Genomic DNA, 25,312 nt, shown 5'->3' on the forward strand with positions numbered 1-25,312 from the left:
CCGCGCGCCCGCCTCCAACTCCCTCGCCTCCAACCCCCCCTGTCTTGACAGCAGTTACCAACACTTGTTCACTTACATAACCAACAGCTGTTCAGTTACTCGGGAGGAAGCATGCGCATCGCCGTACTCGGGGCGACCGGCAGGGTCGGCCGCCTCGTCGTCGAGCAAGCCCTTCAGCGCGGGCACGAGGTCGTCGCGCTGGTTCGCCGACCGGAGACCCGCCCGGTGTCCGGGCAGCCGACCGTCGAGATCCGCCGGGCCGACGTCACCGCCCCCGCCGCGTTCCCGGACCTGACGGACGTCGACGTGGTGGTCTCCGCGCTCGGCATCGGCAAGGGCGATGGCCAGGGAACGCTCGTCGCCGGCGCGAGGGTCCTCGCCGACGTCCCGGTGCGCACGCTGTGGCTCGGCGCGCTCGGTTCCGGCTCCTCCGTCGGCGCCGGCGGCGGGATCTACCAGTGGGTCATGAAGACCTTCGTCGGCGAGGAGCTGGCGGAGAAGGCCGCCGCGGACTCGATCGCCCTCGACGGAGGCGCGACCGTCTTCCACGCCCCCGACCTGTGGGCCGGCGGCGTCAGCACCGGGCGCCGCAACATCCCGCTGGAGGACTACGCGAAGCCCGTCCTGCCGCCGCACGCCTCCCGCGCCACCGTCGCGGCGCTGATGCTCGACGAGGCCGAGCGGCCGACCCGTGCAGCGGGGATCCTCGTCCCGGTGGGACGCGTCTGATGCGCGGGTACGTCGCCGTCGAGGAGGCCATCGCGATCCCGGGTCTGGCGGACCGGCGGCCGCCGTCGCCGATGCCGGACAACATCGAACCGGCCTTCCTCGCGGACATGGCCGCCCGGCTGCCCGACGTCACGCGGTTGCGGCTGCCCGACATGGACGCCAACGGAATCGCCGTACAGGTGCTCTCCCTCACCGTCCCGGGCATCGAAGCGGAAGCCGATCCGGCCCGCGCGGTGGACAACGCCCGGTACGTCAACGACCACCTCGCCGAGATCGTCGACGCCCACCCTGACCGGTTCGCAGCCTTCGCGGCGCTCCCGCTCCAGGACCCGGCCGCCGCCGTCACGGAGCTGCGCCGAACCGTCGAACGCCTCGGCTTCAAGGGAGCGCTCGTCAACGACCACATCCAGGGCCGGTACCTCGACGACCCCGCGTTCGACCGGGTCTGGGCCGCACTGAGCGAACTCGGTGTACCGCTGTACCTGCACCCCGGCATGCCGCCCGCGGACCGCTGGCGCGTCCTCGACGCCCATCCCGAGCTGGACGGCGCGTTGTGGAGCTGGCAGGCCGCCACCGGCGGGCACGCCATGCGCGTGATCATGTCCGGGGTGTTCGACCGGCATCCGGAGGCGACGATGATCCTCGGGCACGCCGGCGAGTTCCTCCCCTTCCAGCTCTCCCGCTTCGACTCGCGCTACGCGACCCTCACCCTGCCGCACCCGCTGCGGCGCAAGCCGTCCGAGTACTTCGGGACGAACGTGCTCGCCACGACCAGCGGTGTGCTGTCCCCGGCCGCGATCGAAGCGCTCGTGCACGTGCTCGGTGCGGACAGCGTGCTGTTCGCCGTCGACTACCCCTACGAGAAGACAGGTGCGGCCGTCACAGCCCTCGAACGGACCCGCCTCCCGGATACCGACAAGCAGAAGATCGCCTCCGGCAACGCCCGTCGGCTCCTACGCCTTTGACCGTCCCTCGGGACCAACTGCCGGCCGGGTCCAACTCCCGGCCGTGCTCCGGTTGTTCTGTCCCGTGAGGCCGGGGCCGACGTCGTCCTGGATGAGGCGGAGGGCCGGCCGTCCGTACCGCTGGAGGGCACCGTGGGCTGCGTCCGGAACCGCGCCCCGCCTCGTCGCGCCCTCTACGAACGAGTGGACCGACTCGAAGTCGCAGTCGCCCGGAGCGGGTTGCCCCGGGTGGCGGCTGAACCGTGGCCGGACGGTGGCGGGCCGGACGGTGGCGGGCCGGCTGGAACACCCGGCCGGGCGGCGTCACAGTATTCGCGCCGTCTCGGCTGACACCGAAGCGGCGACGAGGCCGCAGCGTGGGCCGCCCGTTCATCTATATGAGGCGAGGGTGAGAGGTGCAGGCCGCTGGGCATTACTACTGCCGGATCAACAAGGGGGTAGGCATGCCTGATCAATCAGCGCGCCACAGCCGGTTACGCCTTGCGCGGCAGCGCCCGCCCCCAGACAGACTTCGGCCTCGAAGCCGTGCCCTGCGCGGATGGCAGCGCTTCCCGTGGGCCGCCGCCTTTCGGGGTGGGACCACGTCTTGCCTCGCCAGGGCTTCCCGCTGACGATGCTGATCGGGACCGCGAGTCAGCCTGATTTCACGGGCTCCCTGGACGAACTCCTGCAGGAGCTCTTCGAAGGCCACTGGGACATGATCGGCGGCGATCTCGATGGCGCGCACACCTTCTCGTGGCCCGACGAGGAATGGGACTACGAGGAGACGCCGGAGAGGCGCGAAGCGAACGAGGCACATCGCTGGGAGACGTTCGGCGCCATGCTCACGTCTGCCGGCTACCCGGTGCCCAAGACCGTGCGGGACCTGTCCGAGCTCTACCTGACGTGGGGCCTGGCGCGCTGCGCGGAGACACCGGACGGCACCCGGTGGTCGACGCCCGCAGCGCTGCCGTTGCCCAGTGACCTGCTGTCCCTGGACGCCGTGCAGTCCGGGGACGCCCGCGTGCAGCGTGGCCAGGAGCCGGCGACGCGGAACGCCTGGAGGCGCACCAGCGCTTCCGCCTGGCCATGAACCGGGACCACTTCCATGAGACCCGGGTGAACTGAGCATTAAGGAAGACGACGCGTGACGCAGAGCGTGCCGGGCACGGTGGGAACGGAAGACACGCGCCTCATCGTGATTCGAGGCAACAGCGCCTCGGGGAAGTCGTCCGTCGCGGCCGGCCTGCGCGAGAAGTTCGGCCGCAACCTCGCGATCGTCGGCCAGGACAACCTGCGCCGCATCGTGCTGCGCGAACGTGACCGGCCCGGCGGCGCCAACATCGGCCTGATCGACCTGACTACCCGCTACGCCCTGAACAACGGCTTCCACGTCGTCGTGGAGGGCATCCTGTACGCCGACCGCTACGGCACGATGCTCCAGGACCTGGTGCGCGCCCACCGAGGCGTCACACGTTGCTACTACCTCCACGTGCCCTACAGGGAAACGGTGCTCCGGCACGCGACGAAACCCGATGCCGAGTACCTCAAGCACGTCACCGAAGACCACCTGCGCGACTGGTACCGAGAGAGGGACCTGCTGCCCGACGGCCTGGAGACCGTTATCGACGCGGCAAGCACCCTGAACGACACCATCCAGCAGATCCTGAACGAGAGCGGACTGGACCAGGTGCTCCCGGTCGACCGTTGACGCCCCTCCCGGGCGCCACGCATGCCAGAGCAGTAGCGGCCCGGGAGCCCAGGGTCTACACGCCCGCCCGACAGCGCCAGGATGCCGCCCTCACGGGCGGATTGGATCTGCGCGGCGAAGATCTCGTACCGCTCCACCGGGGCGTCGGGCAGCTCGGGGTAGTTGCCGGTCGCCACGCCGTTGCCGACCGCGAGGGCGTCCAGGTTGGTTCATGGCCACCATCAGGTCGGTCTTCGCGTTGACGAGGCCGTCGCTGAGCTCGGGCTCCGCAGCGGCGGGCGCCTGTCCGGCGCCTTCGATCCCCTCGGCTTTCTCCGGGGCGTCACTGGGCGCGATGGCGTAGGAAACGTGCGAGCTCTTGGAGTTGGTGCCCATCAGGCACCGGTCCGCGGCGGCCGGGCGGGTATGCCTCGCCGAGGAACTCGTCGAGGAGGAGCTCGGCGGCGTGCCGCAGGTCCACGGTTCCCTCGGGTACCGTGGCCGGCGCGGTCTGGCAGGCGCTGGCAGGCGCAGGCCTCGGACTCCCACCGGGCGATCCGCTCCGGGCCGACGCCCTTCCGGTCGGCGAGGAGCACGGCCTTCCGCTGGTCCGGTTCCCGCTGGAGAGACCCGCCGACGCGCACCAGGCGGTGGAGAACGGGACGGTCGGCAAGGTCCTGGTCGACGTCACGTCGTGACATCGGGCACAGCACCGGGAACGCTGTCGACCGGCCGTCGGCGCGGCGATGCCCCTGCGTAGTCGGTGCTCTGTCCGCTGCCGCATTCCCTGCCCCGCCCCGCACCGGACTCCCGTCGGTCGGCGAGGGGCTGCGGCACGTCGGTGGCGGCATCCTCATTCATGTCATGAACTTGTCAAAAGCTGGGCAGGTGACCATGCGGGTCACCTGCCCAGCAGAGCCCGGCCGGCCCGGTGACAGGGTCACCGGCCTCTCGCCGAGGGTGGCGCTGTGTGTGAGACGGGGGCGGACGCTCCCCGGTTCAGCCGAAGTTCACGTCGCTGCACCACATGTAGGTCTGGTCCATGTGCGAGGCCTGCCAGATCACGAACAGGACGTGGTGACCGGTGTAGCCGGAGGTCTGGAGGTCGAACGTGTAGTCCGTCGCCGGGGCGTACTTGCCGGTCTGCGTGATGTAGTCGAGGTTGCCCCAGCCCAGGGTCTGGGTCTCGGGGTTGTAGCCCTGCTTGCTCACGTAGGCCTTGAAGTAGTCGGCACCGTGGGACGCCTGGTCGTGCACGTGGACCGAGAAGTGGCTGCCGACGTTGGTCGCCTTCCACGCCCCGGCCTTGTTCAGGCTGTCGTTGTTCGAGAGGTTGTTGCTGCAGAGCTTCCCGTCGGGAGTCGCCTGCTGGAACTGACCGGCGAGCCCGTTCCGCAGCGCGCTCATCCAGTTCCACATGGTGTCGGCGTTGGCCTGGAATGCCTGGTAACACATGGGGTCTTCGGTCTGCATGGCCGGGTTCATGTGGTCGTTGCCCCACACCGACCAGCAGCGGTACGCGCGGGAGGCGGGGTCGACGACGGAGCCGTGCGCCTGGGCGGGGCCCGTCCAGGTCAGCGCGCCGGCGACCACGGCGACCAGCACGGCGAACACCTGGAGAGGCCGGCGGAGAGCCGACCAGAGGCGTGCGGAGGATGATCTCGACTTGAGCATGGGGGGAACTCCGTTCCAGTCGGAAAACTCGATGGGAGCGCTCCCACTGTATTGCGCCTGAGTGAAATATCAATAAAACAAGCGGAGTTAATGGGCACAGGTGCCACGGTATGTGCTAATGGCTGTCCGAAAACCACGAGGGCCCGACCGGCCCCCGGCTTGTGATCCATACCGAACTCGCCTGGTCGTCGTGGCCGCCGCACCCCTCCCTGCAACCACTCGGAGCACAAGGCGCGGCAAGGAATTTGGCGTCGAATCAACCTTCGACAACAAGCCGACGGTCGACCGAGGACGATCAGCGGCGGCGACGCCCCGGCGCTCAGGACTTAGCCGGTTCCCCGACGTATCCAGCCACCCGGCGACAACCTCCCGTACCCGCGCCCTGGCACGGCCGTCGAGTTCTGTGATGGGGCGTTGGGGTGGCAGCGGGTGGGCGTCAGCGGGCTCGTGGTGTGGATGTCCCGGGGCGGGGGTGTGGGACGGGGTGTGGCCGCTGTCATGGGGTGACCAAGCGGACGCGGGCGCGGCGACCGCGGTGACGGCGATGCCCATCACGACCACCGCAGCCCGATCGCGGACAGCTGCTCCACCCGCTCCGCGGACAGCGTCGCGGTCGTAGACCCGGCCTCCTGGCGGGCGATGCTCGACCAGGGACCGTCGCCATTGATCGTCAGACAGCGGACAAGACGCCTCACGTTGTACGCCGTCAAGTTGGACCGCCTGAGTGGTGAGGTCAGGCGCCTTCGTCGAACATGGCCTCTTCGGTTTCGACGAGCTCGTCGTGGGTCAGTTGCGGCGGGCTCCAGTTCCGGCTTCGGGCATGCTGAATGAACCGCTCGTCCCGGCCGGCGTGGTAGCGCTCGACGTAGTGGGCGGGGTCCGAATATTCGGGAACGTGTGTGGTCTGCAGCAGGATGATGACCGTCGCGCCGAACTTGAAGACGACGGACGACGGACTGCTCGTCTTCGAACAGGATCGGGGCGTCGAAGACGTCCAGATGGAACCGCTTCGAGGCGGCCAGGTCTTCGACGAAGAGGGTGTTGGCGGCGATCCCGTCGGCCCGCGCGCTCGTCACGGCTCCTTGCTCATCGGTAGCGGAGAACGGAGACTACGGCCGACCACTGAGATCCTGGGTCGGTTCCTGCAGGGCCGCCCCGACTCGCGTGACACCGGCTTTCCTCACCACCGCCCGGGTCGACTTCAGCTGAAGTTCGCCGGGCGGTAGCCCCCGTGCTCGTCGCGGTAGGTGCGGGCGAGGTGGTGCTGGAGGCGGAGGTGGCGGAACTGGTGGACCGCGCCGCGTCGGCGTAGGACGCCGCGCCGGTAGGCGTCGTCGAGGAACGCCATCGTGTCCCATGGCAGGCAGCCGGTCAGGGGCAGCCAGATCCGGGACAGCAGGACCCACTGCCCCCACGCGGTGAAGGCCAGAACGTAGGCGGCCGCACCGCCCAGACCGCTCGCGGCGGCGACGGGCAGTGCGTCGAACAGGGACCAGTTCAGCGGCCCGAGCGCGCCGTGCAGCAGGAAGACGAGCACATACCCGCCGACGACGACGGCCAGGGTAAGCATCGGCGCGAGGATGAGGGCCCGGCGTACGGCCGTCACGCGGTTGGAGGAGAGCAGCCCCTCCGGGGTGGCCGCGGTGGTGACATCGAGGGGGGCTTCGAGCGCGACCACGAACCCGAAGACCAGGCAGGAGGAGGGGCCGAAGATCAGCCCGTACAGCAGCATGTTGGTGAGCGTGAGCTGGAGCATGGCCGACGTGGCGAGCGGCGCGTGGAAGAACAGGTGATACTGCAGGCTGGTGACGAGCGCCATGCCGGCGCCCACCACCAGGCCGCCCAGGAAGACAGCCCCCAAGAGGGCGGTGGTCTCCCGGCGCGGTCGGCGGCCCATGCCGCGGTAGGTGCCCGGCAGCCGCAGCCGGACGGCGGTGGGCTCGAAGGCCTTGCTCCCCTTCCAGGTGCCGACGACCGCGTAGGTGACGCCGAAGGCGAGACCGCCGGTCACCCCGACGAGGAGGCCCTCGACCAGGACCTGCGCGGGACTGAGGGCGGTCGGTGAGGATCCCCGGAACGGCAGGGAGGCCAGGCCGACACACCAGGTGGCGAGGGCGACACACAGCGCCGAGGCCAGCACGACCGCCAGGACGCGCGTGGAGCGGCGCAGTGATTCGCCGAGCTGCCACCAGGCGAGGTCTTGGCGCTCGTGGTCGTACCGGACCAGATGGTGGGCGAGGTAGCCCAGCCACCGCTGGGCCCTGTCCGGGGTCGGCGGTGTGCTGCGGGGACCGCTGTCGTCAAGCGCTTCGGGGGCGCGGTGCCGGTAGACCGCGGGGACGAATCCGGCGAGCAGGTGCTCCTCGATGGCGTGTGCGTCCGGGAACGTCGCCGTGTCCAGGAGTTCGTCCGGCCAGTGGTCGGGGGAGTCGCTGTAGAGCGTCCGCGCCAGGGCGATCATCAGCGGGGTGCTCAGGGCCTCGGCGAGGTGCGTGCCGCCCGGCCCCTTCGTGGTCTGTGCGGTGGTGAGTACGGCGTCCCAGGTGACAGCGGGCTCTTCCTCGCCGGAAATGCCGGAGACTCCCGGCCGGCTGGGTGTGCCCGGCAGCGGCGGGTCGGTGCGGGGCAGGTACTCCTTGAGGTCGTCCAGGGTCAGGTCGCACAGTTCGATGCCGACGGCCGAGGCGAGTGGCGTGTGCGCCGCCTTCACGGCCTGGGCGAACTCGCCGCGGCGGCTGGTGAGGACGAGCGGTGTGGGCACGCGGTTGAGCACGTCGAGCGCGTCGCGCCGCAGCCCTTCGGCGATCTCGTCGAATCCGTCGAGGACCGGTAGGACGAGGTCGGCGTCGAGGAGGTCCGCGGCCAGCGTCTTGCCGCTGGGCACCCGGCGCGCGAGGTGCGGGTGGTCGCGCAGCAGCCTTTCGGCCAGCCAGTCGCGGAACTGGACGGCGGTCGGGTCCCAGGAGCCGACCCCGAAGATCACCGGCACCCGCTGAGCTCCCCGCCCGGTGCCCCGTGCCTCCAGCAGGTCCAGGACGAATCGGATCGCCAGGACCGATTTGCCGGATCCGGCCCGGCCGAGGACGACCAGCCGGCCCGTGCCCACTCGCCGGTAAAGATCTGCTACTTCGCCCAGGGAGCCGCTCGTGTCCGTCTCGTGCGGCACGTCTCGGGAAGCATGGCGCCGGCTGTTCTCGACGTGGTCGGCCAGGCCGGTCGGCACCTGCCGCCACCGCACCGGCAGCGGGTAGGGATGGTGGACCCGGCGCTGCGCCTCCTCGTGCCGCCAGCGCTGCCTGATCTCTCTGGCCAGATCGTCCGCCGCGTCGGCGAGCGGGCCATGGACGGCTCCTGGGGCGGGGGCGGTATCGGTCTCGGGCGAACGCGCGGCCGGAACGTCCGCTACCGGCACGTCCTGCGGCGGCATGTCCGCGCCCGGTGTCCCGTCGACGCCGCCGAGCGCCGCGGCGAGGCGCTGGCGGTCTTGGGGGCCGGCCCCGAGCGCGTCCGCCAGTAACGTCACCGTGCCGAGCCGGTGGTCGAACGGTTTGTCGTTCTCCATTCTGCGGATGGTGCTCACGCTCACCCCGGCGCGCTCCTCCAGCTCCTGCTGGGTCAGCCCCGCCTGCTTGCGCAGCCGGCGCAGCAGTTCGCCGACCGTGTCCGCCACACCAACTCCTTCCGCCCTACGACCAGATGGGCCGTGAGCCTACCGCGATGACCGGTCACATATGACCGGTGCCGTGACCTGGGCTTTGTGCGCGCCGAACACCAGCCTCGTTGTCGCGGGGCACCGCGTCCGGCGGACGTGGGGCCCACCCACCACATGAGCGAACGAGTGCGAGGGACGGATTGCGATGGCGGAAACGAGGGGCGTGCTGCTGCCGGCCTACGTCGTGGCCGACGAGTCGGCGTCGATGAGGCCGTACCTGAACGATTTGCAGGGCGGGGTGACTTCACTGTGTGAAGGGCTGCGGGCGGAGCCGATGATCGCGGCGAAGCTGAGGCTCGCCGTCCTCGGGTTCTCCGACGACGTACAGGTCAGGCTCGCGGTGGCCGACATGCGAACCGAGACCTCCGTACCGCGGGTGGCCATCCGCGGGATGACCAGCTACCGGGCCGTGTTCGACGACCTGCTGCAGCGCATTCCCGCCGACGTGCAGTGGCTGCGCGGCGAGGGCTACAAGGTGCACCGCCCGGTGGTGTTCTTCCTCAGCGACGGTCAGCCGTCGGACGAACACGACTGGCGGTCCCCGCAGGCCGCCCTGGTCGACCGGGATCGGACCCCCACCGCGCCGAACATCATCGCCTGCGGCATCGGCGACGCCCAGGCGCAGACCATGGTCGACGTCGCGACCCGCCCCGAGTTCGCCTTCGTCGCCAAGCCGGGTACGGACATCGGCAAGGCGGTCGCGGAGTTCTTCCATTCCCTCACCGCGAGCCTGGTCGCGACCGGCCAGGCACTGAACTCGGCGAGTCCGCAACTGGTGGTCAGCAAGCCGGACCAGTTCAGCCTGGCGATCGACGAGGTCGGCCTGTGACGACCGGACACGGGGCAAGCCCCGCGCGGCAGTCCCCGCCGCCCCCGTCGGCGGGCGCGCCGGGAGCCACACGCCCGCCTGCCGTGCCCGACCCTGCGTTCCCGCCCTCGGCAACCCTTGCCCCGCAGCCGTGGCAGCGGGTCGCGGTAGACATCCCTGGGGTGGAGTTCGAGGCCCGGCCCCCTGGCCGCTACGCCTTCGACTTCCCGGACAGCGAGTGCGACGGCTGGTCCACCGACCACCTCGCCCTTCGCTTTGCTTCGGTCCGCGGTGCGAAGCACCGTTACTACCGGCAGCCTCGCCAGGACACCGCCCGGGCAGCGGCGCACGAGAACACCGGCAGCGTGGTGTTCGCCGTCGCCGACGGAGTCTCCAGCGCCACGGAATCGCACCAGGGCGCCGTCGAGGCGTGCCGCGCGTCCGTCGAGCGGATCCTGGACCTGCTCGATCAGGGGCCCGGACCGCTGGATCTGGCCGATGTCGCCGCCTTCGCCGCGTCGCGCCTCGGCGAGTTGGCGCGATGGCGGCTCGGGACCGCCGGCCCCGGGGCCGAGGAGGTGGCACGGCTGTACGCGACCACGCTGGTGGCCGGCGCGGTCCGCCCCACCGCCGACGGTCCGCGCGTCGAACTCTTCCGGATCGGGGACTCGGGCGCCTGGCTGCTGGACCGGGCGAGCGGCCACTACCACCAGGTGTTCGTCTCGAAGACCGGGACGGACGCCGTGGTGGTCAGGAACGAGGTGGCGCCGCTGCCGCGGATCCCCGACAGCTTGGAGCAGGCCGCCTTCCACTTGTCCCACCACATGGTGCTGTTGTCGGGCACCGACGGGTTCGGTGATCCGCTCGGCGACGGTGACGGCGCCGTCGGCGCGCTCTTCGCCCGCCACCTGGCCGAGCCTCCGCCGCCGTTGTGGCTCGGACACGTCCTGGACTTCTCTCGTGAGACGTTCGATGACGACCGCACCTTGCTCGCCGTCTGGCCTCAGGCGGCCGCGGGGCCGGCGCCGAAAGCCGGACCACGATGAGCGTCGATCGCCCCATGTCCATCGATTTCACGACGCTGGCTCTCGGGGACCGTCTCGGCCAGGGCGGCCAGGGCACCGTCCACCAGGTACGGAACAAGCGCATCAACAAAGGAGTCGCGGACGGCGACTGGGCGGTCGTCTACAAGGAGTACAGCGCCGCCGTCCTGCCGGCTCTCGACACTGCGGCACTCGAATCCGCCGTGGCGCTGCTCAGCCGCCTCTCCGACAGCGAGGCGCGCTGGCTGTGCGACAAAACCGCGTGGCCGGCCGCTGTGGTCCACCGTCAGGGCCGGGCGTGCGGGTTCCTGATGCGCGCGGTCCCTGACCGTTTCCGCTTCACGCTCCGGTCGCTGACCGCAGGGAGCCCGGCGCAACCGCGGCTGGCCACCGTGGAGTATCTCCTCAACGACGACTCCTACGTCACCGGGATCGGCCTGACCGTGGGCGACCGCGACCGGCTCCTGCTGCTGGCCGATCTGGCCGCGACCCTGCACCGCCTGCACGGGTTCAACGTCACGGTCGGCGACGTCTCCCCGAAGAACCTGCTGTTCGCCCTCACCCCTCGGCCCGAGTGCTTCCTCATCGACAGCGACGCCATGCGCCTGCGAGGCGCGAGTGTGCTGCCGCAGGCCGAAACCCCCGACTGGCAGGTCCCGCCGGGTGAAAAGCGCGCCACCCCGGCAAGCGACGTCTACAAACTAGGCCTCCTCGCCGTCCGGCTCTTCGCCCGCGACCAGACCACGACAGACCCGGCAGCCCTCGCCCAGACCGGTTCGGGCCTCGGTGACCTCGCCCGCGCCTCCCTCGACCTGGACCCGGCCCGCCGCCCGAACCCAGCAGCCTGGGCGGAAGAACTGGCTGCGGCCGCCGCCACCGCGACCAACCAGCCGAAGAAGAACCAGCAGAAGCAGAAACCCAAGCCCGCCCGCCAGCACAGCGGGCCGGCAGTCACCGGCCGCGGCTCCGGCCGGCCCGGCAGCATCGGAGCGGGAAGCACCGCGCGGCCGGGGAGCTCCACCGGCACCACGGCGGCCGGCCTCAAGCGAGCCCTTGGCACCCTCGCCGCGATCGCGGCCCTCGTGGCACTCATAGCGGGCGGCCACCAACTCCATTCCCGGGCCGAAGCCGTCAGGGCTGCCCATGAACCCGCCCGGAGCAGCCCGTCGTTACCTGACCCGTTCACCACACCTCCGGACTCCGCCGACGACACCGCGGGCAACCTCGGCGACCCGTACGACGATCCAGGCGACGACACCTCCACGGACCCCGCCGATTCGGATCCGGGCACGCCGTCAGCCACTCCCACCGATCCCATCGGTACCGCCGAGGTCGGGGACTGCTTCGATGACCACGGTGGCGGCAAGCAGGCCGACCTGAGTCCCGCCGACTGCGCTGCAGGCACGTTCAAGGTCGCCCGGATCAGAACCGGGACCACCGACCTGGACAGCTGCGACGGCGTCACCGACAGCGACGAGAGCGTCTCCTCCGCTGTCTACGACCGCGTGCTCTGCCTCAGCTACCAGAGCTCAGGGGGAAGCGCGTTCCACGCCCATCAGGGCGACTGTGTCTTCGGGGCCCCCGGCGACGAGGAGTGGTCGACGCAGTCCTGCCGGACCGGCACGTTCAAGGTCCTCGCCGCCTACCGCGGCACCACCTCCCATGCCAAGTGCGAAAGCTGGCCCCACTACAACTACTGGCGCTCCATGAAGGTCGCCGGCAACTCGGCCCTCGACGTGATGCTGTGCCTCTCCATGAACTACCCGGACGACGCCGGCTACGCGATCCGGAACGAGTGCCTGGTCAAGTCGGGCAACACCTTCACCAACGTGGGTGACTGCGGGAAATCCAACGTCTACGTCACCGGACGCACCAGCACCTACAACGATGCCTCGTTCTGCGGCAGCGACGGCTCCACCACGTGGCCCTCAACCGACTACCCCGCCTTCGCCTACACCGTGTGCTGGCGCTGGCGCTGACCCCCCCGGGCCCAGGCAGGTACCAGGCCCCGCAGCACCCCATCCCGCCCTATTTGTCACACATCGTTCAGGAGTCGACATGGCGTACCGCTACTGGTGCGGCGAGTGCAGCTTCAAGTCGTCCTGGGGCACCGAGTCCCAGGGCGAGAAGGAGCAACTCGAGCACTACCGAGTCAACCACCCCGGCCTCGTTCCCGGCGGCCAGGTCGAAACCAACCGCAAAAACCCGGAAGGCGGCGGCGGGTGCCTCGCGATCATCGCCATCGCGGTCCTCCTCGTGTTCCTCGCCGCTTCGTGCCACCGCTGAAACCCTTCCCAGGAGCTCGAGTTGTCCTCTTCGCAACCGCCCCACGGGTCCGCCGACCACCCCCGCCCCACCTGGCAGGGCACCCCCCGGGCCACCCCGCCTCCGCTGGGCCGCCCCCCCACTGCTGATACCCCGCCCCCTCCGCCACCCCGTCCTTCCCAGCCGCCCACGGTGCCCCCGCCGCCCAGGCCGGCGCAGCCGCCCGCTGCGCCTCCGCTGCCGACCCGATCTCCCACGGCAGGGGCGCCGACCGGGTCCCCGCGAGCGGTTGCCGGATGGTTCCGGCAGACGCGTGCCCGGCCCCTCACGGCCGCAGGCGTCGCGCTGGCCGTGCTGGCGAGCCTGTTGTACCTGCTGTGGCCGAATGGGTCGAGCGGCTCGGGCAGATCCGGCGATGCCAAGCACGAGGCATCGGCCCCCCGAATATCACCGGCCAAGCAGGGCGCCACGGCGGCACAGACGTTAAGCGCCCTGCCCGCGGTGAACCTGTCGATGGTCTACGCCCCGGTCGAGCACCAATCCATAACCCGGGCGACCCTGACGGTCACCAGCACAGGACAGGCGTCGGGAACCCTCAGCGAACCGGTAGCCGGAAAGTCCTCTCTCGCGTGGTCCGGCGACCAGCTCTACCTGAAGGGCGACTCGGCCTTCTGGGCGCAGCAGGATCCCCAGTTCGGCCACGACCTGACCAGCACCGGCCACTGGGTCGCCCCAGAGAAGCGCTCCGGCTACTACATGCTCGACAGCTTCGCGGTGAACGCCGGCTCGCTGACGCCGGCCTCGCTCGCCACGCTGGTCCGGCAGGTCACCTCTGACCCCGAGGCGGTGCGCGAGGACGGCGCAACGTTCCAGGGTCGCAAGGCAGTCTCGTACACCTCTGGGGGCTGGACGGTCGTCCTCGCCGCCGAGTCGCCCTACCCGGTCCTCGCCATCGGCGGCGACCCCGGCCACGACGACCCCGTCAAGTCCGCCGTCTGGCACCCAGCCCAGCGCACCGGGCCCGTGATGAAACCGGCGGACCACCGTACGAACGCCGTGCCGGCCGACGACAGCGACTACAGCAGCTACCTCCTGCTGGAGCCGAAGCCGGCCACCACCGAGCAGGCCGCCGCGGTCCGCACCACCACCGCCACAGCCGTGGCGACCGCCGTCCCGCCCGCCACGTCGACCGAAGCGGTCTCCAAGACCATGGGGCCCGCCTTCACCATCACCAGCGACGACCCTTACCTGTGCACGACCAACCCGTGCTCGTACTCCATCACGGTCACCAACAGCGGCGACCAGGCGGGCGACGCCACCCTTTACCTGAACATGCCGCAAGTGCCCACCGGCCCCCACCCGCTGGGCAACCTGAAACCCAAGCAGTCCAAGACGGTCAGCGGCACCCGCCCCAACATCGCACCGCCCGGCAAGACGGTGACCTTCACCGACTACGCGTGGGTGTACTCGACCGCTGAGTACGGCCCCGACCCCAAGGTCGGCAGCCGGCTGAACGCCCGCAACCTGCGACCGGGCGACCTCTCATTCGGCACCCCTTTGCGGCCCACCGTGGCAGGGCTGCTCGACGCGATGACCAGGGACCGGCCGACCAGCGACACCGAGGCGGGCAGCAAGGCGACCGACGCGATCGAAGCGGCCAACGAACAGGGCGAACTACCCGATCTGGGGGCGATCGTCGGCTCCGGTCGGCTGGACAACCCGCAGGATCTGCGCGAGATCCTCCCCACCACCGACAAGACCAAAAACCGGCGCGTCCTCCAGCAGATCGCGTTGATGCTCCGGACCGACCCTCACGCGCACGTCACCTGGACCGCCCCGTCCACCGCCGCGGGAGCAACACCCCCAGCGGACTACCTCTACACCACCACCGAGCAAGGCCGGCAGGTCAAACGTGCCGTCAAGGCCGAAACCGTGCGGAGCCCCGCGGAACTCGGTTCGCAGGCTCGCCTCGGCGCCGCACAACTCAACGGCGAGCAACCGGACTCCGGGACCGCCGGCGGCCAGAAGGCGCGGTCGGGATACGAACGGGTGCTGCGGCTCGACCTCGAACCGTTCGTGGGCCCGCTACTGGAACTGGCCACCACGCAGGACCTGGAGCACTCCCTGTCCACGGGACAGCAGTTCCAGCCGCTGCGAGACGGCCTGTGCGAGGCGAACGGCAGCCCCCGCGTCGACCGCCTCGTCATCGTCAACGCGTCCGGCACCCACCAGTGGACGGACCTGCACGGGCTCGGCGTGCGGTGCGCCGGCACCGGCGAGGCTCCAGCTTCTCCCGGCCCCTCGGGCAGCAGCAGGCCCGACGGTAAGCCGACCTGTCCGCCGCAGCGCCTGGTGAACGGTGGCGCCGGGGCCAGCGGCGCAGGCTGGTTCCACGGCATCTCGACCGAGGCAGTCGTCGCGTCTTCTTGCCCCGACCCCACCTGGGGCGGCCGCGTCAAATTCCTCCGGGACGAACAGGGTCGCTTGCACGAGATGAACGCCGTACTCACTCGGGACATGCTCGACAAGGGAACCGAGGCTAATCAGAGGCTGCGTCCACCGGGCTTCTCCGGCGGCGATCACAACCAGGCCCGCGGCCATCTTCTCGCTAAAAGGCTGGGAGGTTCCGGAGACACCCTGGATAACTTGTTCACCATCACACAGAATCCGACCAACAGTCCGAAGATGAGGGACGACGAGGGGGAGATATACGACGCGGTCGCGGCAGGGGAGAAGGTGATCTACAACGTGTATTTGGAGTACGCGAATAGAAGTGCGAAGATTCCGAAGTACATTCAGCTGGAAGCCGTCGGAGACCGTAGGTTCCATCTGGATGTCGTGCTGAAAAACCCCGCCTACAAACAGGAGTGACACTCGGTGACCGACCTCTCCGCCCTCACCCGACTGTGTCCGCCTCCCACTTCCCCGCCGCCGACTGACTGGGAGAGCGTCGAGGGGGCCCTCGGGCGGACACTGCCAATCGACTACAAGCGCATCATCGATGCCTACGGTTCCGGCAGCTTCTGCGGCTTCCTCCGCCTCTATCAGCCCCACGCCTCCACCGAATGGGTCGACATCGCCGGGCCCATGCCCACCGTAATCCGCCGCCAACTGGAGGAGGACCGGGCGCAGCAGAAGAACCCTGTCCCATACGACCCTCAGCTTTTGATCGCGATAGGTGTCACAGACAACGGTGAATACCTCTTCTGGGTAACCGATCCCGAGGACAGCCCCGACCAGTGGACTATCGCTGTCAACGAAGCTCGCGGCCCCCGTTGGTTCACCTACGACGGGACCCTCACCCAGTTCCTCATCGCGCTGCTGGCCAAGGCCGTCAATGTTCCGATGTTCCCCGAAAGCCTCCAGGCGCTGGACCCGTTCTTCCAGCCGGACCTCTGAGCCGGGGCGAGGACGACTTCGTGATCCTGGACGGCACCCTGATCCCCACCGACGAACCGTACTACTCCCAGAAACACAAGAAGTACGGCATGAACGTACAGGTCATCGCCGCACCCGGCGACACACCCCTGTGGTTCTCCCGGGCCCTGCCCGGACGCACGCACGACCTGACCGCCGCCCGCGCTCACGGCGTGATCGAGAACTGCCTCACCCGGCAGATCCTCGTCCCGGCCGACCGCGCCTACCAGGGCGCCGGCGCCACCGTCCGCACCCCCCTACTACCGCCACCACGAACTACCCGAGCACTACCAGCAGTACAACCGGGACCACGCCCGACTCCGAGCCCCCGGCGAACGGGCCTTCGCCCTGCTGAAGACCTGGCGCCTACTCCGCCGAGCCCGCTGCTCGACCAACCGCATCGGACGCATCATCGCCGCGGTCCACACCCTCCTGATCTGCGAATACAGAGTATGAAAGAGGTTCACTGGAGTATTACTGCCCCTCGTCGGCTCGGCGCGCTGTGCTGAAGCGTCGCTGATAGGCGGCGGGGCTGAGCGACAATTCCCTCACGAAAACGGATCGCGACCCGGTGCGTGGCGGAGCGCACGATCCCGCTGCCCGCCTGTCCGGATTCGGGTGACTCATGGCCGGACCGAGGGAGCGCCGGACACCGGGTGGTTGGCAGTGTGGAAGACGGACGCACCGTCCATTCGTAACACACCGATATCGGAAGGAGCAGAGGTCATGAGCGAGATCATCGCGGGGGTGGAGATTCCTGAAACGGCAGCGGTCGCGGAGGCCACCCGCCTCATGCAGGAGATGACCAGCCCCCTCCTCTACCACCACTCCCGGCGCGTTTTCGTCTTCGGCGCCATGCATGCTCACAGGCTCGGCCTGGAGCCCGACCCGGAGCTTCTCTACCTGGCCGCCATGTTTCACGACACCGGCCTGTTGACGCCGTTTTCCGACGTGGAGCAGCGCTTCGAGGTCGATGGAGCCGACCACGCGCGCAAGTTCATGCGCGACCACGGCTTCCCGGCCGCGGCCGCGGACGTGGTGTGGACGGCGATCGCGCTGCACACGACCCCGGGAATTCCCGGGCGGATGGGCCCGGAGATCGCCATCACGAACCTGGGGGTTCTGACCGACGTGCTCGGCCTGGGACTGAACGAGCTGGATCGCAGCCAGGTGGACGAGATCACCATCATCCATCCGCGGGGTGACTTCAAGAACGAGTTTTTGCAGGCCTTTGTCGACGGACTCAAGCACCGCCCGGAGACCACGAACGGAACCGTGAACTCGGATGTGCTGGAGCACTTCATTCCCGGCTTCCAGCGCACAACCATGGTCGAGCGCATCATGGGCGCTCCCTGGCCGAGCTGATCAAGGTGCCATAAAGGCAACGTGATGAAACGTGCGAGTCGCCCTCGCGGCGGGCGTCGTCTCGGGCGAGGCGCGGCCTTCGCCGTGCTGGCCAGCGCCAATGTGATGATGGCCACGGCAAGCGCACCGTCACCGATCTTCGCGGTGTATGTCGTGGGTCTGCTCGGCGCCCTGTCGACGGTCGGATCGCTGAGCGCTGGGCACGAGTATCGGCATGGCCACCGGCGCGGGAGTGGTGGGGCTGCTGGTTCAGTTGACCTGACGCCCCGATCGTATCTCTTTCCCGTCCTGACGCTGACCTTCGTCGTTCTGGCCGCGGTCGTCCTCACGATCCCTGGGACACTCGTCCCGCGAGCGATGGGACTGGCGTCGTTGCGACCGAGAGGCCGCGGTCCTCGGGAAGTCCGGCCGTTCCTCGCGCTCACTCCGTCCCTGGTGAGCAATGTCCTGCATGTGCGGTCCGGCGCTGCGGGCGGGCTCAGCATCGCGGCGCTGTTCCTGTCCAACAGCGTGGGCGGGTTGTGGTCCGTTCGGCATACGGCACGGCTCGCCGCCTTGCTGGGGGCGGTTCTCCTGACTCTGGGTGCGTCCGGACTGGCGGTGGCCATCGCTGTTGCGTTGCCGGCCGTATACGTGGGCGGATCGGTCGTCGCGGGGCTGGGCGTCTGCCTGACGTTCAGCGGCAACCTCCGCTCCATCAGCGCGGTCACCACCGCGAACGACACGGTCCAGATCACGGACGGCCTGATCACCGCGTACCGCAGGGTCCTCAATCCCGACAAACCCGTGCGCGGCTGAGCTGTCACACCCGGAGGGCGGAGGGGCTGCCTCGTCTCCCTGATGAGAACGCACAACGGGTGACGAAGGAAGACGCCAGAGCAGGTGAGATCGATCATGCAGAACGGCATACATCCACCTGCAGCCGCTACGAGCCCTGCGCGCGAGCGCTGTGCGCTCGGGTCGCCCCTTCGCCCCTCCGCAGTAAGGACCTGTATGCAAGCCATCACTGTGCGAAACCGTGACGCCGGTCTTGCCGGGATGTCCCTGACGGACATGCCCTACCCCCACGCGGCCGAGAACGACGTCATCGTGCGGGTGCACGCCGCCGGCTTCACCCCTGGCGAGCTGGACTGGCCCGCCACGTGGACCGATCGCGCCGGCCGCGACCGGACGCCGAGCGTGCCCGGGCATGAGCTGTCCGGTGTCGTCGTGGAGCTGGGGTACGGCACCACCGGCCTGAGCGTCGGACAGCGGGTGTTCGGCCTGGCCGACTGGACCCGTGACGGCACGCTCGCCGAGTACACCGCGGTGGAGGCCCGCAACCTCGCCCCGCTGCCGGCGGACATCGACCACACCGTGGCCGCCGCGCTGCCGATCTCCGGGCTGACCGCCTGGCAGGGCCTGTTCGACCACGGCCGCCTCACCACAGGCCAGACCGTCCTGATCCATGGTGCCGCGGGCGGCGTCGGCTCGATCGCGGTACAGCTCGCCCGCGAGGCCGGCGCCCGCGTCATCGGCACCGGCCGGGCCTCCGGCCGGGACAGGGCACTTGCCCTCGGCGTCGACACCTTCATCGACCTGCAGACCGACAAGCTGGAGGGCGCCGGCGACGTCGACGTCGTGTTCGACGTGATCGGCGGCGACATCCTCGACCGCTCGGCCGCCCTGGTCCGCCCCGGTGGCACGCTGGTCACCATCGTCATGCCGCCCAAGGTCCAGCCCAAGGACGGGCGTGCAATCTTCTTCGTCGTCGAACCCGACCGCGCCCGGCTCGCCGATCTCGCCACGCGGCTGAGGGACGGCCGGCTCAAGCCGCTCGTCGGCGCTGTGCGGCCGCTCGCCGAAGCGCCCTCCGCCTTCGCCCCCGGCCAGCGCACCCCTGGCAAGACGATCATCCGCGTCACGGAAGACTGAATCAGGAGACTCATCGTGATCGGAATGCGAATCGCCGTCGGCCTCCTGACCGTCGCCACGCTGACGGCGGCCACGGCCTGCTCGACCTCCAACCAGCCCACCCACGCCAGGGGCTCGACCACGGCCGTGGCATCACCTGCGGCCATGGCATCGACACGCCCCACCGAAACTCTCAAACCGCTGCTTCAGCAGGCCCTTCCGAATGTGAAGGGCAAGACGTTCACCTCGTTGATCGTCGACTTCCCGCCCGACGCACGTGCGATGCCGCACCGGCACGGCCAGGCGTTCGGCTACGCCTACGTCCTGGAAGGCACCGTTCGCAGCCAGCTCGCCGGAAAGTCCGTGAGTACCTACCACCAGGGCGACTACTGGGTCGAGCCGCCGGGTGCCCACCACCTCCTCACCGAGAACACCAGCCCGACCGAACGGGCCAGGCTCCTGGTCGTCTTCGTCTCCAACACCGGAGAAAAACTCAAGGTCGACGACCCGGCGTCGTAGCCCGGGGCACGTAGCGGGCGGCACCGCCCCGCCCGCCACTCGGCCCCTGCCACACACATCCGACCGGCCACCCCATGCACGCCAAGTGCGCGGCGCAGGCCGCCCCGAACGAATCGAAGGAATCATGACCGACCCCCAGCGCGTCAACATCGGCAAGCAGCACCCGGCCGCCTACAAGACCCTCATCGCCGGCGGGTCCCAAAGCCCTTGGCGAAGCGAAGACGATCGTTCTGATGAGTCCAGGTAGAGGGCGTGCGCTGCAAGCGCACGATCAGTTCATGGATGCTGTCGAGTAGAACGGCGACCACGCTGAACGATGAGGTAGTCCCTCGTTCACGCAGTCGTCAGTCCGCCGCCGAGGCGGCGGACCCTGAAAGCGGACAAGAAGAGGTCAGCTGGCTTTGACCGACTCCTCGGCTCGGGCTCGGGTGGAGGCAAGGCGGTAGGAGTCGGTGCCGGTTTCGATGATGGTGCCGTTGAAGGTGAGGCGGTCGACGTCGACGCGTCCGTAGCGGTCGATGATCTTGTTCAGCTGCTTCTCGTCCGCGGTCTTGACCAACTCGTTCACCAGCTTCGTGGCCAGCGTGTAGCGGACGCGGTAGCCCTTCATCGCAGCCTCGGTGCCAAGGGCGATAAGCATGTGGGACTTGCCGGTGCCGGAGTCGCCGATCAGGCAGAGGGGCTGGCTCTTCTTGATCCACTCACAGCTGGCGGGGGTGTGGATGGTGGCCGGGTCGATGTTCGGGTTGGCGTCGAAGTCGAAGGACTCGATTTATCCGGGGTTGGAAGTCCATGAAACGGTGAAGTGGCTCTTTACGACGCTGCGGACGCCGTCGGCAAGGTGATATGGGGTGGATAGCAGCGTGGATCCGGGCGAAGATCCTCGCATGGAGCGCGTTATTGACCTTGATCAAGCCGCAGCTGAGATCGCCGAACGCCGCCTCGGCTGGGAGCGCATTTGTCTGGTCATTGAATCTGTGACGTGGAGGGATGCGGCTGCGCCATGGCCGCAAGCTCTGGAGACGGACCGAGGTTGTGTCACTGCTCCAGACTCGATGGGCCTGGTGCTGTCGGGGCGGGAGGAGGCTGCACTCGGGGTCGTGCTGTTCTGCGGGGGTTGGGCAGACGTGGACGCTCTCACCCTGGCGGGAGATCTGGTGACGGAAGCTCCTGCTGTTGAGTCGCCGAGGGCATTTGGGGTGTTGCTCGACAGTTGCGTGACGCGCGTGTTCGGTGTTTCGGAACGGTAGGCAGTTCAACGGCTCTCGAGCCCGTGCTCCCGGAGTTGCCGTTGAAGGCGGAGGATCTCGCCGTGGGCGGCGGCCAGCCGTTGTTCGAGCTCTTGGACGCGCGCTCGGTGGGCGGTGCGTTCGCGGCGGAGGGCCTCGGTGAGGGTATGGATGACCGATCCCTCGTTGGCTGAGGGCTCCTGCCGGAGAGGCCGGCTCTTAGTGCGTTGCTGCCCTCGGAGGGTCTCGATGCGTTTGCGCAGGTCGGTGTGGGCGTAGAGGAAGTCCAAGCTGACGCCCGCCGCGCGGGCGACATCCCGGAAGTTGATCTCCTTGCCTGCTTTGACCAGTCGCCGGATGCCTGTCTCTGCTCGTTGGACGGCCTGTTCGTGCTTGTCCTGGGCTGCCTGCCGCAGGGCGGCGATGTGCCGGTTCTCGGCAGGGGCAGCGACCTCCGTGGCCGCTCCAGCGAGCGAAGCCGTTTCCTGGGCTGCCGCCCAGTCGAGTCCGAGTTCGGCGAGCGCCTGGAGTTTGTCTGTGCTCAGCTTGGCGCGTCGACGCACCATCCTGCGCCAGGACGCCCTCTGGCAGCGCGCCTACGCCAATATGGTTTGCGGCCTCGCCGAGACCGAACACGGCGGGAAAATCCGAGCCGCTCGCCAACTCGGCGTGACCGACGTCCAGGTCGGACGAATCGGTCGAGAAGACGACCAACGCCGGAACCTGTTGGCCGAAGCCGTCAAGGCTGAGCAGAAAGCCGGGTACCGCAAGAGTGACCAGTGATTCATCGCCCTGACAACCCGCCCCCGGGTAGGGCATCCTGACCACATGTCTGGAGACCAGCCCTGCGGTGCCTGCGGCGGTAGCGGACTGACCGAGCACACCGAGCACACCGTCGAAATCGACAAGGACGGCAACCAGGTACCCGCCACCCGCTCGTGGACCGGGGCCTGCGGAGCCTGTCACGGCAGCGGCCAGGGCTGACAGAGGAGAGCACCATGCGACCGATCTTCCTGTGCATCGGATGCGGGGCCACCTACCTCCCGCCTGAGAACCCGATGCCCGGTCATCCCGTATCGCCTGCGCACTGTTCACGCCCCGAGTGCGGAGCCGTTGTTCGTGAGGCCGTGGAGATGTCCGGGTTGCCGGAGGAAAAGCTGGGGGAGCTGGCCCGGCGAGCCGCCGGGCTGGACGGCGAACCCCGCCGGCCCCGGATGGGACGCAGGCCCGTGCACGGGAAGCGTGCCGCCGCAGCGCCCGGAGGCGGACGCGGCAAACTCCGGTAACCACCTACCGCACGACGAAGGCCCCGCCCGGATGTGGTCCGGTTCGGCGCCAGGCGCCGGTCGTAGCGCGGCGGCCAGAAGCGAGCACGCTGCTGGGTGTAGGCGCGGCCGACACGGAGGCGGTGGACCTCGACAAGACCGCCGGCCTCCAAGCGGCGCACCGCCCGCCGTACGGCGGCACGCTGGGCGTCGCTCGGCTCTTCGCTCTTCTCGTCATGGACTACCAGCCCGCGATCCTGGCCTTCGTGCCCGAAGGCGAGGACCAAAACGCGCTGCTCGGTCGTGTGGAAGGGGCCATCGCCGACGTTCGCGCAAATGGCGGCACCATCGCCTACGTACGCGTCGGCTTCACCGATGCCGACTGGGACGCGATCCCAGCCTCAAACAAGTCCTTCGCCCCGCTGGCCCAACACCGCGTCATGCACCATGAGGACCCTGCCACCGCCATCCACGAGCGCCTGGCTCCCCAGGACGGCGACATCGGCGTGCGCAAAATCCGATACGGCGGCATGTCCACCACCGACCTCGTCCAGCAGCTACGCGAGCGCGGCATCACCACTCTGGTCGTCTCCGGCGTCAGCACAACCCGACGGCACCGCGCGGCTCCGCCTGTCTGCCGCAAGACCTACAAGGAACGCGTCGTCCCAATCTCCTCGCCGGTGCGCTCGTCGGTGAACGGCCGCTCCGGTGCGATCTTGCGCTGGTCGATGACCTTCTGCAGGGCCTCGGCGGCGTCCTCGTGCAGGACCTCCTGCTGACGTTATCGGCTGGTTCCTATGGGCCATAGCACGCGCACGGGGACGCCGGTGCGTTCGGCGTATGCCACTACGTCGGCGGTGCCTCCGTAACCTCGTGCGGGTTTGCCGTCCCATACGGCGATCAGTTCGTTGGAGAGCCCGACGAGGATCTCGGAGCCGGTCTGGTGTGCTTGGGGGGTCGACTGGGTCAGTCCGGTGTGGTGGACGTCGGCCGCGTGGGAGATGAGCCGGTCGTAGTCGGGGTGGTGCCAGTCGGGCAGGCCTTGGCGGTATTCGGTGGCCGGGATGACCACTTCGAGGCGGCCACCGTGCTGCAGGACGGTTTCGGCGAACCAGGAGTCGGGGCCGTCGGCGATGCAGGAGACGCCGACGAGTTCGGCCGGGTCGTACTGCTGGATCTGGTCGGCCAGGAGCGCCCGTACATGTTCCTCGACGTGCGGGCTCAGTCCGCGGTGGCCGGTGATTCCCACCCTCATGCCGTGATCATCCTCCCTACAGGTAGACGCCGTGGAGGCGTTCGTCGAAGTCCCGCACCACCTTGGGCGGTGAGCTGGTGGTGAGGCTACGGCGACCGCGGGCGCGTTCCACGATCCGGCCGGACCGGTAGCGCAGACCGGTGTCGAGCGCGCGGGAGGCGAGGGCGAACGCGGCCTCCACCCGCCCGCCGGCGAGATGGCCTGCGGCGATGTCGAGCACCAGCAGAGCGCGCTGCTTCGAATGCCCGGTGGTCAGGGCCTCCACGTCCTCACCAAGTACCCACTCGGGCAGTCCGAGGCGGGCGCCGCAGGTGACGCGGCAGGCGGCGACCTTGTCCGGGGTGAAGGAGAACATCCACGGCCACGGCACAGGCTCCTGCTCGGCCGCCAACGGCTCCGCCGCCGCGCGGGACGCGGTCAGTGCCTGGTCGGCCCGGCGCCGCTCCCCGGCTGCCGCGTGCCCGAGGGCTTCGACGCTGGACAGCCAGGCGTCGGCGACGGCCGGACGCTTCTCGCCGAGCACCCGCCGGGCACGGCGGGCGAGATTGAGGGCTTCCACACCGTTGCCGGCGTGTGCCTCGAACTGGGCGAGTGTGCCTGTCTGGTAGGCCGTCAGCAGGGCGTTGCAGGAGGCGCGTGCGGCTTTGACGGCCCCGCCGTACCAGGAGCGGGCCGACGCGTAATCGCCCTTGTCCCAGGCGAGCCAGCCCGCGAAGGAGGCTGCCTCGCTGCCCACGGCGGCCAGCCGCGCGCGGTCCGCGTCTGAGGCCGCGGTGCGGGTGATGGCCTGGATGAGCCGGATATGGCCGTCGACAGCGTCGGCGAGGTCACGAGAGGGGGTGGTGCCGTCGAGTCTGCGGTAGGCGCTCGTGGTCAGCCGCAGGGCGGCGGCCTGTCCGCCGGCCGTGTCGTGTGCGTCTGGTGCGGCGGCCAGGATGGGCGCTGCCATCGCGGCGACCGCGCCGCCGAGGACGGGCGTCGGTGCATGGGATCGTCGTCTCTCGCCTGGACCTGGGTTGTGCGCCCGTCTGCCAGACCCACCAGCGCCGGCGGAATCTGAAGATGGGCAGCCGCCGCGGCCGGGACGTCGGTGCTGTAGGAGGCTTGGCCGCGTTTCTCCAGACGGGACACGGCCGACTGCGACAGGCCCAGGGCCTGCTCGTGAGGCGTCCCGGATCGTCCCTGCCTGGAAGTCCACGACGTCCCCCACGCTACGAGTCCCTGCGGCTTTCGGCGCCTGCCCGTACCCGCTGAACGCGTACCCGTATGCACATGCCGCATGGGTGATGGTCCCACAGCGGACAGTGATCATTGACTGTATGTCAGCCCAACCGGCCCCGCACCAGAGCGGGTCACGGCCCGGTGGTCGTCCCCGCCACCCCCGTCGGGGACGACCACGCCGAACCAACCGCGAGCGCGAGGGGACTGCTCACGACGACGCGCAGCACGACGGGCCACCTGCCACCGCTGGTGGACGCCCCGACGATCAACCTGGACACCCTGA

General features: G+C 69.3%; 25 protein-coding genes and 2 pseudogenes. 20 read left to right on the forward strand and 7 right to left on the reverse strand.

Annotation, left to right across the window (positions count from 1 at the left end):
- Positions 1-111: 111 nt before the first annotated feature.
- The 5 genes from AB0927_RS36515 to AB0927_RS36535 all read left to right on the forward strand — a co-directional run bounded on the left by AB0927_RS36515 (position 112) and on the right by AB0927_RS36535 (position 4,061).
- Positions 112-729 (forward strand): NAD(P)H-binding protein, encoded by a 618-nt coding sequence (locus AB0927_RS36515; RefSeq protein WP_366672135.1) that lies wholly within the window; start codon positions 112-114, stop codon positions 727-729.
- Positions 729-1,694 carry an amidohydrolase family protein gene (locus tag AB0927_RS36520; RefSeq protein ID WP_366672136.1) on the forward strand — a complete coding sequence of 322 codons (966 nt, stop codon included), beginning with the start codon at positions 729-731 and terminating at the stop codon, positions 1,692-1,694. The genes AB0927_RS36515 and AB0927_RS36520 overlap by 1 nt, the downstream gene beginning before the upstream one ends.
- Positions 1,695-2,232: 538 nt before the next feature.
- On the forward strand, positions 2,233-2,766 hold the full coding sequence (locus AB0927_RS36525) for a DUF6042 family protein (RefSeq protein WP_366672137.1): 534 nt from the start codon (positions 2,233-2,235) through the stop codon (positions 2,764-2,766).
- Between the two features lie 54 nt (positions 2,767-2,820).
- A complete protein-coding gene (locus AB0927_RS36530; protein WP_366672138.1) occupies positions 2,821-3,384 on the forward strand; it encodes an AAA family ATPase in 564 nt (187 codons plus the stop codon).
- Between the two features lie 476 nt (positions 3,385-3,860).
- On the forward strand, positions 3,861-4,061 hold the full coding sequence (locus AB0927_RS36535; RefSeq protein ID WP_366672139.1) for a hypothetical protein: 201 nt from the start codon (positions 3,861-3,863) through the stop codon (positions 4,059-4,061).
- Between the two features lie 301 nt (positions 4,062-4,362).
- Here AB0927_RS36535 and AB0927_RS36540 read toward each other — a convergent pair whose 3' ends face one another.
- From AB0927_RS36540 to AB0927_RS36550, 3 genes are all read right to left on the reverse strand, one after another.
- Positions 4,363-4,968 (reverse strand): lytic polysaccharide monooxygenase, encoded by a 606-nt coding sequence (locus AB0927_RS36540; RefSeq protein WP_366672172.1) that lies wholly within the window; start codon positions 4,966-4,968, stop codon positions 4,363-4,365.
- A gap of 620 nt (positions 4,969-5,588) precedes the next feature.
- Positions 5,589-5,732: a hypothetical protein gene (locus AB0927_RS36545; RefSeq protein WP_366672140.1), complete on the reverse strand. Its 144-nt coding sequence runs from the start codon at positions 5,730-5,732 to the stop codon at positions 5,589-5,591.
- Positions 5,733-6,238: 506 nt separating this feature from the next.
- Complete coding sequence (locus AB0927_RS36550) at positions 6,239-8,707, reverse strand: helix-turn-helix domain-containing protein (RefSeq protein ID WP_366672141.1); 2,469 nt, start codon at positions 8,705-8,707, stop codon at positions 6,239-6,241.
- Between the two features lie 187 nt (positions 8,708-8,894).
- Between AB0927_RS36550 and AB0927_RS36555 the strand changes: the two genes are divergently transcribed.
- From AB0927_RS36555 to AB0927_RS36605, 11 genes and pseudogenes are all read left to right on the forward strand, one after another.
- Positions 8,895-9,578: a hypothetical protein gene (locus AB0927_RS36555; RefSeq protein WP_366672142.1), complete on the forward strand. Its 684-nt coding sequence runs from the start codon at positions 8,895-8,897 to the stop codon at positions 9,576-9,578.
- Positions 9,579-9,739: 161 nt separating this feature from the next.
- Positions 9,740-10,603, forward strand: a complete 864-nt coding sequence (locus AB0927_RS36560) for a protein phosphatase 2C domain-containing protein (protein WP_366672143.1) — start codon at positions 9,740-9,742, stop codon at positions 10,601-10,603.
- Positions 10,604-10,617: 14 nt separating this feature from the next.
- On the forward strand, positions 10,618-12,579 hold the full coding sequence (locus AB0927_RS36565) for a hypothetical protein (protein WP_366672144.1): 1,962 nt from the start codon (positions 10,618-10,620) through the stop codon (positions 12,577-12,579).
- 79 nt (positions 12,580-12,658) lie between these two features.
- On the forward strand, positions 12,659-12,886 hold the full coding sequence (locus AB0927_RS36570) for a hypothetical protein (protein ID WP_366672145.1): 228 nt from the start codon (positions 12,659-12,661) through the stop codon (positions 12,884-12,886).
- Positions 12,887-13,216: 330 nt separating this feature from the next.
- Positions 13,217-15,736: a DNA/RNA non-specific endonuclease gene (locus AB0927_RS36575; RefSeq protein WP_366672146.1), complete on the forward strand. Its 2,520-nt coding sequence runs from the start codon at positions 13,217-13,219 to the stop codon at positions 15,734-15,736.
- A gap of 6 nt (positions 15,737-15,742) precedes the next feature.
- Entirely contained in the window at positions 15,743-16,264 is a 522-nt protein-coding gene (locus tag AB0927_RS36580; protein WP_366672147.1) for a hypothetical protein, read from the forward strand.
- A gap of 5 nt (positions 16,265-16,269) precedes the next feature.
- Positions 16,270-16,738, forward strand: a pseudogene (locus AB0927_RS36585) (transposase family protein); the annotation flags it as partial.
- A 270-nt stretch (positions 16,739-17,008) separates the two neighbouring features.
- Positions 17,009-17,647 (forward strand): HD domain-containing protein, encoded by a 639-nt coding sequence (locus tag AB0927_RS36590; protein WP_366672148.1) that lies wholly within the window; start codon positions 17,009-17,011, stop codon positions 17,645-17,647.
- An 84-nt stretch (positions 17,648-17,731) separates the two neighbouring features.
- Positions 17,732-18,445, forward strand: a complete 714-nt coding sequence (locus AB0927_RS36595) for a hypothetical protein (RefSeq protein WP_366672149.1) — start codon at positions 17,732-17,734, stop codon at positions 18,443-18,445.
- Between the two features lie 195 nt (positions 18,446-18,640).
- Entirely contained in the window at positions 18,641-19,561 is a 921-nt protein-coding gene (locus AB0927_RS36600; protein ID WP_366672150.1) for an NADP-dependent oxidoreductase, read from the forward strand.
- A gap of 24 nt (positions 19,562-19,585) precedes the next feature.
- Positions 19,586-20,059: a cupin domain-containing protein gene (locus tag AB0927_RS36605; protein WP_366672173.1), complete on the forward strand. Its 474-nt coding sequence runs from the start codon at positions 19,586-19,588 to the stop codon at positions 20,057-20,059.
- A gap of 391 nt (positions 20,060-20,450) precedes the next feature.
- Here AB0927_RS36605 and AB0927_RS36610 read toward each other — a convergent pair.
- A pseudogene (locus tag AB0927_RS36610) lies at positions 20,451-20,825 on the reverse strand (ATP-binding protein); the annotation flags it as partial.
- Between the two features lie 85 nt (positions 20,826-20,910).
- On the opposite strand from AB0927_RS36610, the gene AB0927_RS36615 reads away from it, so the two are divergent.
- Positions 20,911-21,309 (forward strand): hypothetical protein, encoded by a 399-nt coding sequence (locus AB0927_RS36615; protein WP_366672151.1) that lies wholly within the window; start codon positions 20,911-20,913, stop codon positions 21,307-21,309.
- 5 nt (positions 21,310-21,314) lie between these two features.
- Here AB0927_RS36615 and AB0927_RS36620 read toward each other — a convergent pair whose 3' ends face one another.
- Entirely contained in the window at positions 21,315-21,854 is a 540-nt protein-coding gene (locus AB0927_RS36620; RefSeq protein ID WP_366672152.1) for a DUF6262 family protein, read from the reverse strand.
- Between AB0927_RS36620 and AB0927_RS36625 the strand changes: the two genes are divergently transcribed.
- From AB0927_RS36625 to AB0927_RS36635, 3 genes are all read left to right on the forward strand, one after another.
- Positions 21,826-22,071: a hypothetical protein gene (locus AB0927_RS36625; RefSeq protein ID WP_366672153.1), complete on the forward strand. Its 246-nt coding sequence runs from the start codon at positions 21,826-21,828 to the stop codon at positions 22,069-22,071. The two genes, AB0927_RS36620 and AB0927_RS36625, sit on opposite strands and share 29 nt — an antisense overlap.
- Positions 22,072-22,116: 45 nt before the next feature.
- The gene (locus AB0927_RS36630) at positions 22,117-22,272 is read left to right on the forward strand and encodes a hypothetical protein (protein WP_366672154.1); all 156 of its coding nucleotides are present in this window, start codon (positions 22,117-22,119) and stop codon (positions 22,270-22,272) included.
- Positions 22,273-22,696: 424 nt separating this feature from the next.
- Positions 22,697-23,332, forward strand: coding sequence for an isochorismatase family protein (locus AB0927_RS36635; RefSeq protein ID WP_366672155.1), 636 nt, complete (start codon positions 22,697-22,699; stop codon positions 23,330-23,332).
- Between the two features lie 2 nt (positions 23,333-23,334).
- On the opposite strand, the gene AB0927_RS36640 is transcribed toward AB0927_RS36635, so the two are convergent.
- Both AB0927_RS36640 and AB0927_RS36645 read right to left on the reverse strand, forming a co-directional pair.
- On the reverse strand, positions 23,335-23,808 hold the full coding sequence (locus AB0927_RS36640) for a hypothetical protein (protein ID WP_366672157.1): 474 nt from the start codon (positions 23,806-23,808) through the stop codon (positions 23,335-23,337).
- 16 nt (positions 23,809-23,824) lie between these two features.
- Positions 23,825-24,757: a DNA-binding protein gene (locus AB0927_RS36645; protein ID WP_366672158.1), complete on the reverse strand. Its 933-nt coding sequence runs from the start codon at positions 24,755-24,757 to the stop codon at positions 23,825-23,827.
- Positions 24,758-25,312 lie beyond the last annotated feature (555 nt).

The sequence above is a fragment of the Streptomyces sp. NPDC048106 genome, from assembly GCF_040706415.1.
In the GTDB taxonomy this organism is placed as follows: domain Bacteria; phylum Actinomycetota; class Actinomycetes; order Streptomycetales; family Streptomycetaceae; genus Streptomyces.

Bases quoted from the DNA above. Each gene is read 5' to 3' on its own strand.
- AB0927_RS36620 (WP_366672152.1), bottom strand. From the start codon at position 21,854: ATGGTGCGTCGACGCGCCAAGCTGAGCACAGACAAACTCCAGGCGCTC.
- AB0927_RS36605 (WP_366672173.1), top strand. From the start codon at position 19,586: ATGCGAATCGCCGTCGGCCTCCTGACCGTCGCCACGCTGACGGCGGCC.
- AB0927_RS36600 (WP_366672150.1), top strand. From the start codon at position 18,641: ATGCAAGCCATCACTGTGCGAAACCGTGACGCCGGTCTTGCCGGGATG.
- AB0927_RS36630 (WP_366672154.1), top strand. From the start codon at position 22,117: ATGTCTGGAGACCAGCCCTGCGGTGCCTGCGGCGGTAGCGGACTGACC.
- AB0927_RS36515 (WP_366672135.1), top strand. From the start codon at position 112: ATGCGCATCGCCGTACTCGGGGCGACCGGCAGGGTCGGCCGCCTCGTC.
- AB0927_RS36645 (WP_366672158.1), bottom strand. From the start codon at position 24,757: ATGGCAGCGCCCATCCTGGCCGCCGCACCAGACGCACACGACACGGCC.
- AB0927_RS36590 (WP_366672148.1), top strand. From the start codon at position 17,009: ATGAGCGAGATCATCGCGGGGGTGGAGATTCCTGAAACGGCAGCGGTC.
- AB0927_RS36555 (WP_366672142.1), top strand. From the start codon at position 8,895: ATGGCGGAAACGAGGGGCGTGCTGCTGCCGGCCTACGTCGTGGCCGAC.
- AB0927_RS36565 (WP_366672144.1), top strand. From the start codon at position 10,618: ATGTCCATCGATTTCACGACGCTGGCTCTCGGGGACCGTCTCGGCCAG.
- AB0927_RS36570 (WP_366672145.1), top strand. From the start codon at position 12,659: ATGGCGTACCGCTACTGGTGCGGCGAGTGCAGCTTCAAGTCGTCCTGG.
- AB0927_RS36520 (WP_366672136.1), top strand. From the start codon at position 729: ATGCGCGGGTACGTCGCCGTCGAGGAGGCCATCGCGATCCCGGGTCTG.
- AB0927_RS36525 (WP_366672137.1), top strand. From the start codon at position 2,233: ATGGCAGCGCTTCCCGTGGGCCGCCGCCTTTCGGGGTGGGACCACGTC.
- AB0927_RS36640 (WP_366672157.1), bottom strand. From the start codon at position 23,808: ATGAGGGTGGGAATCACCGGCCACCGCGGACTGAGCCCGCACGTCGAG.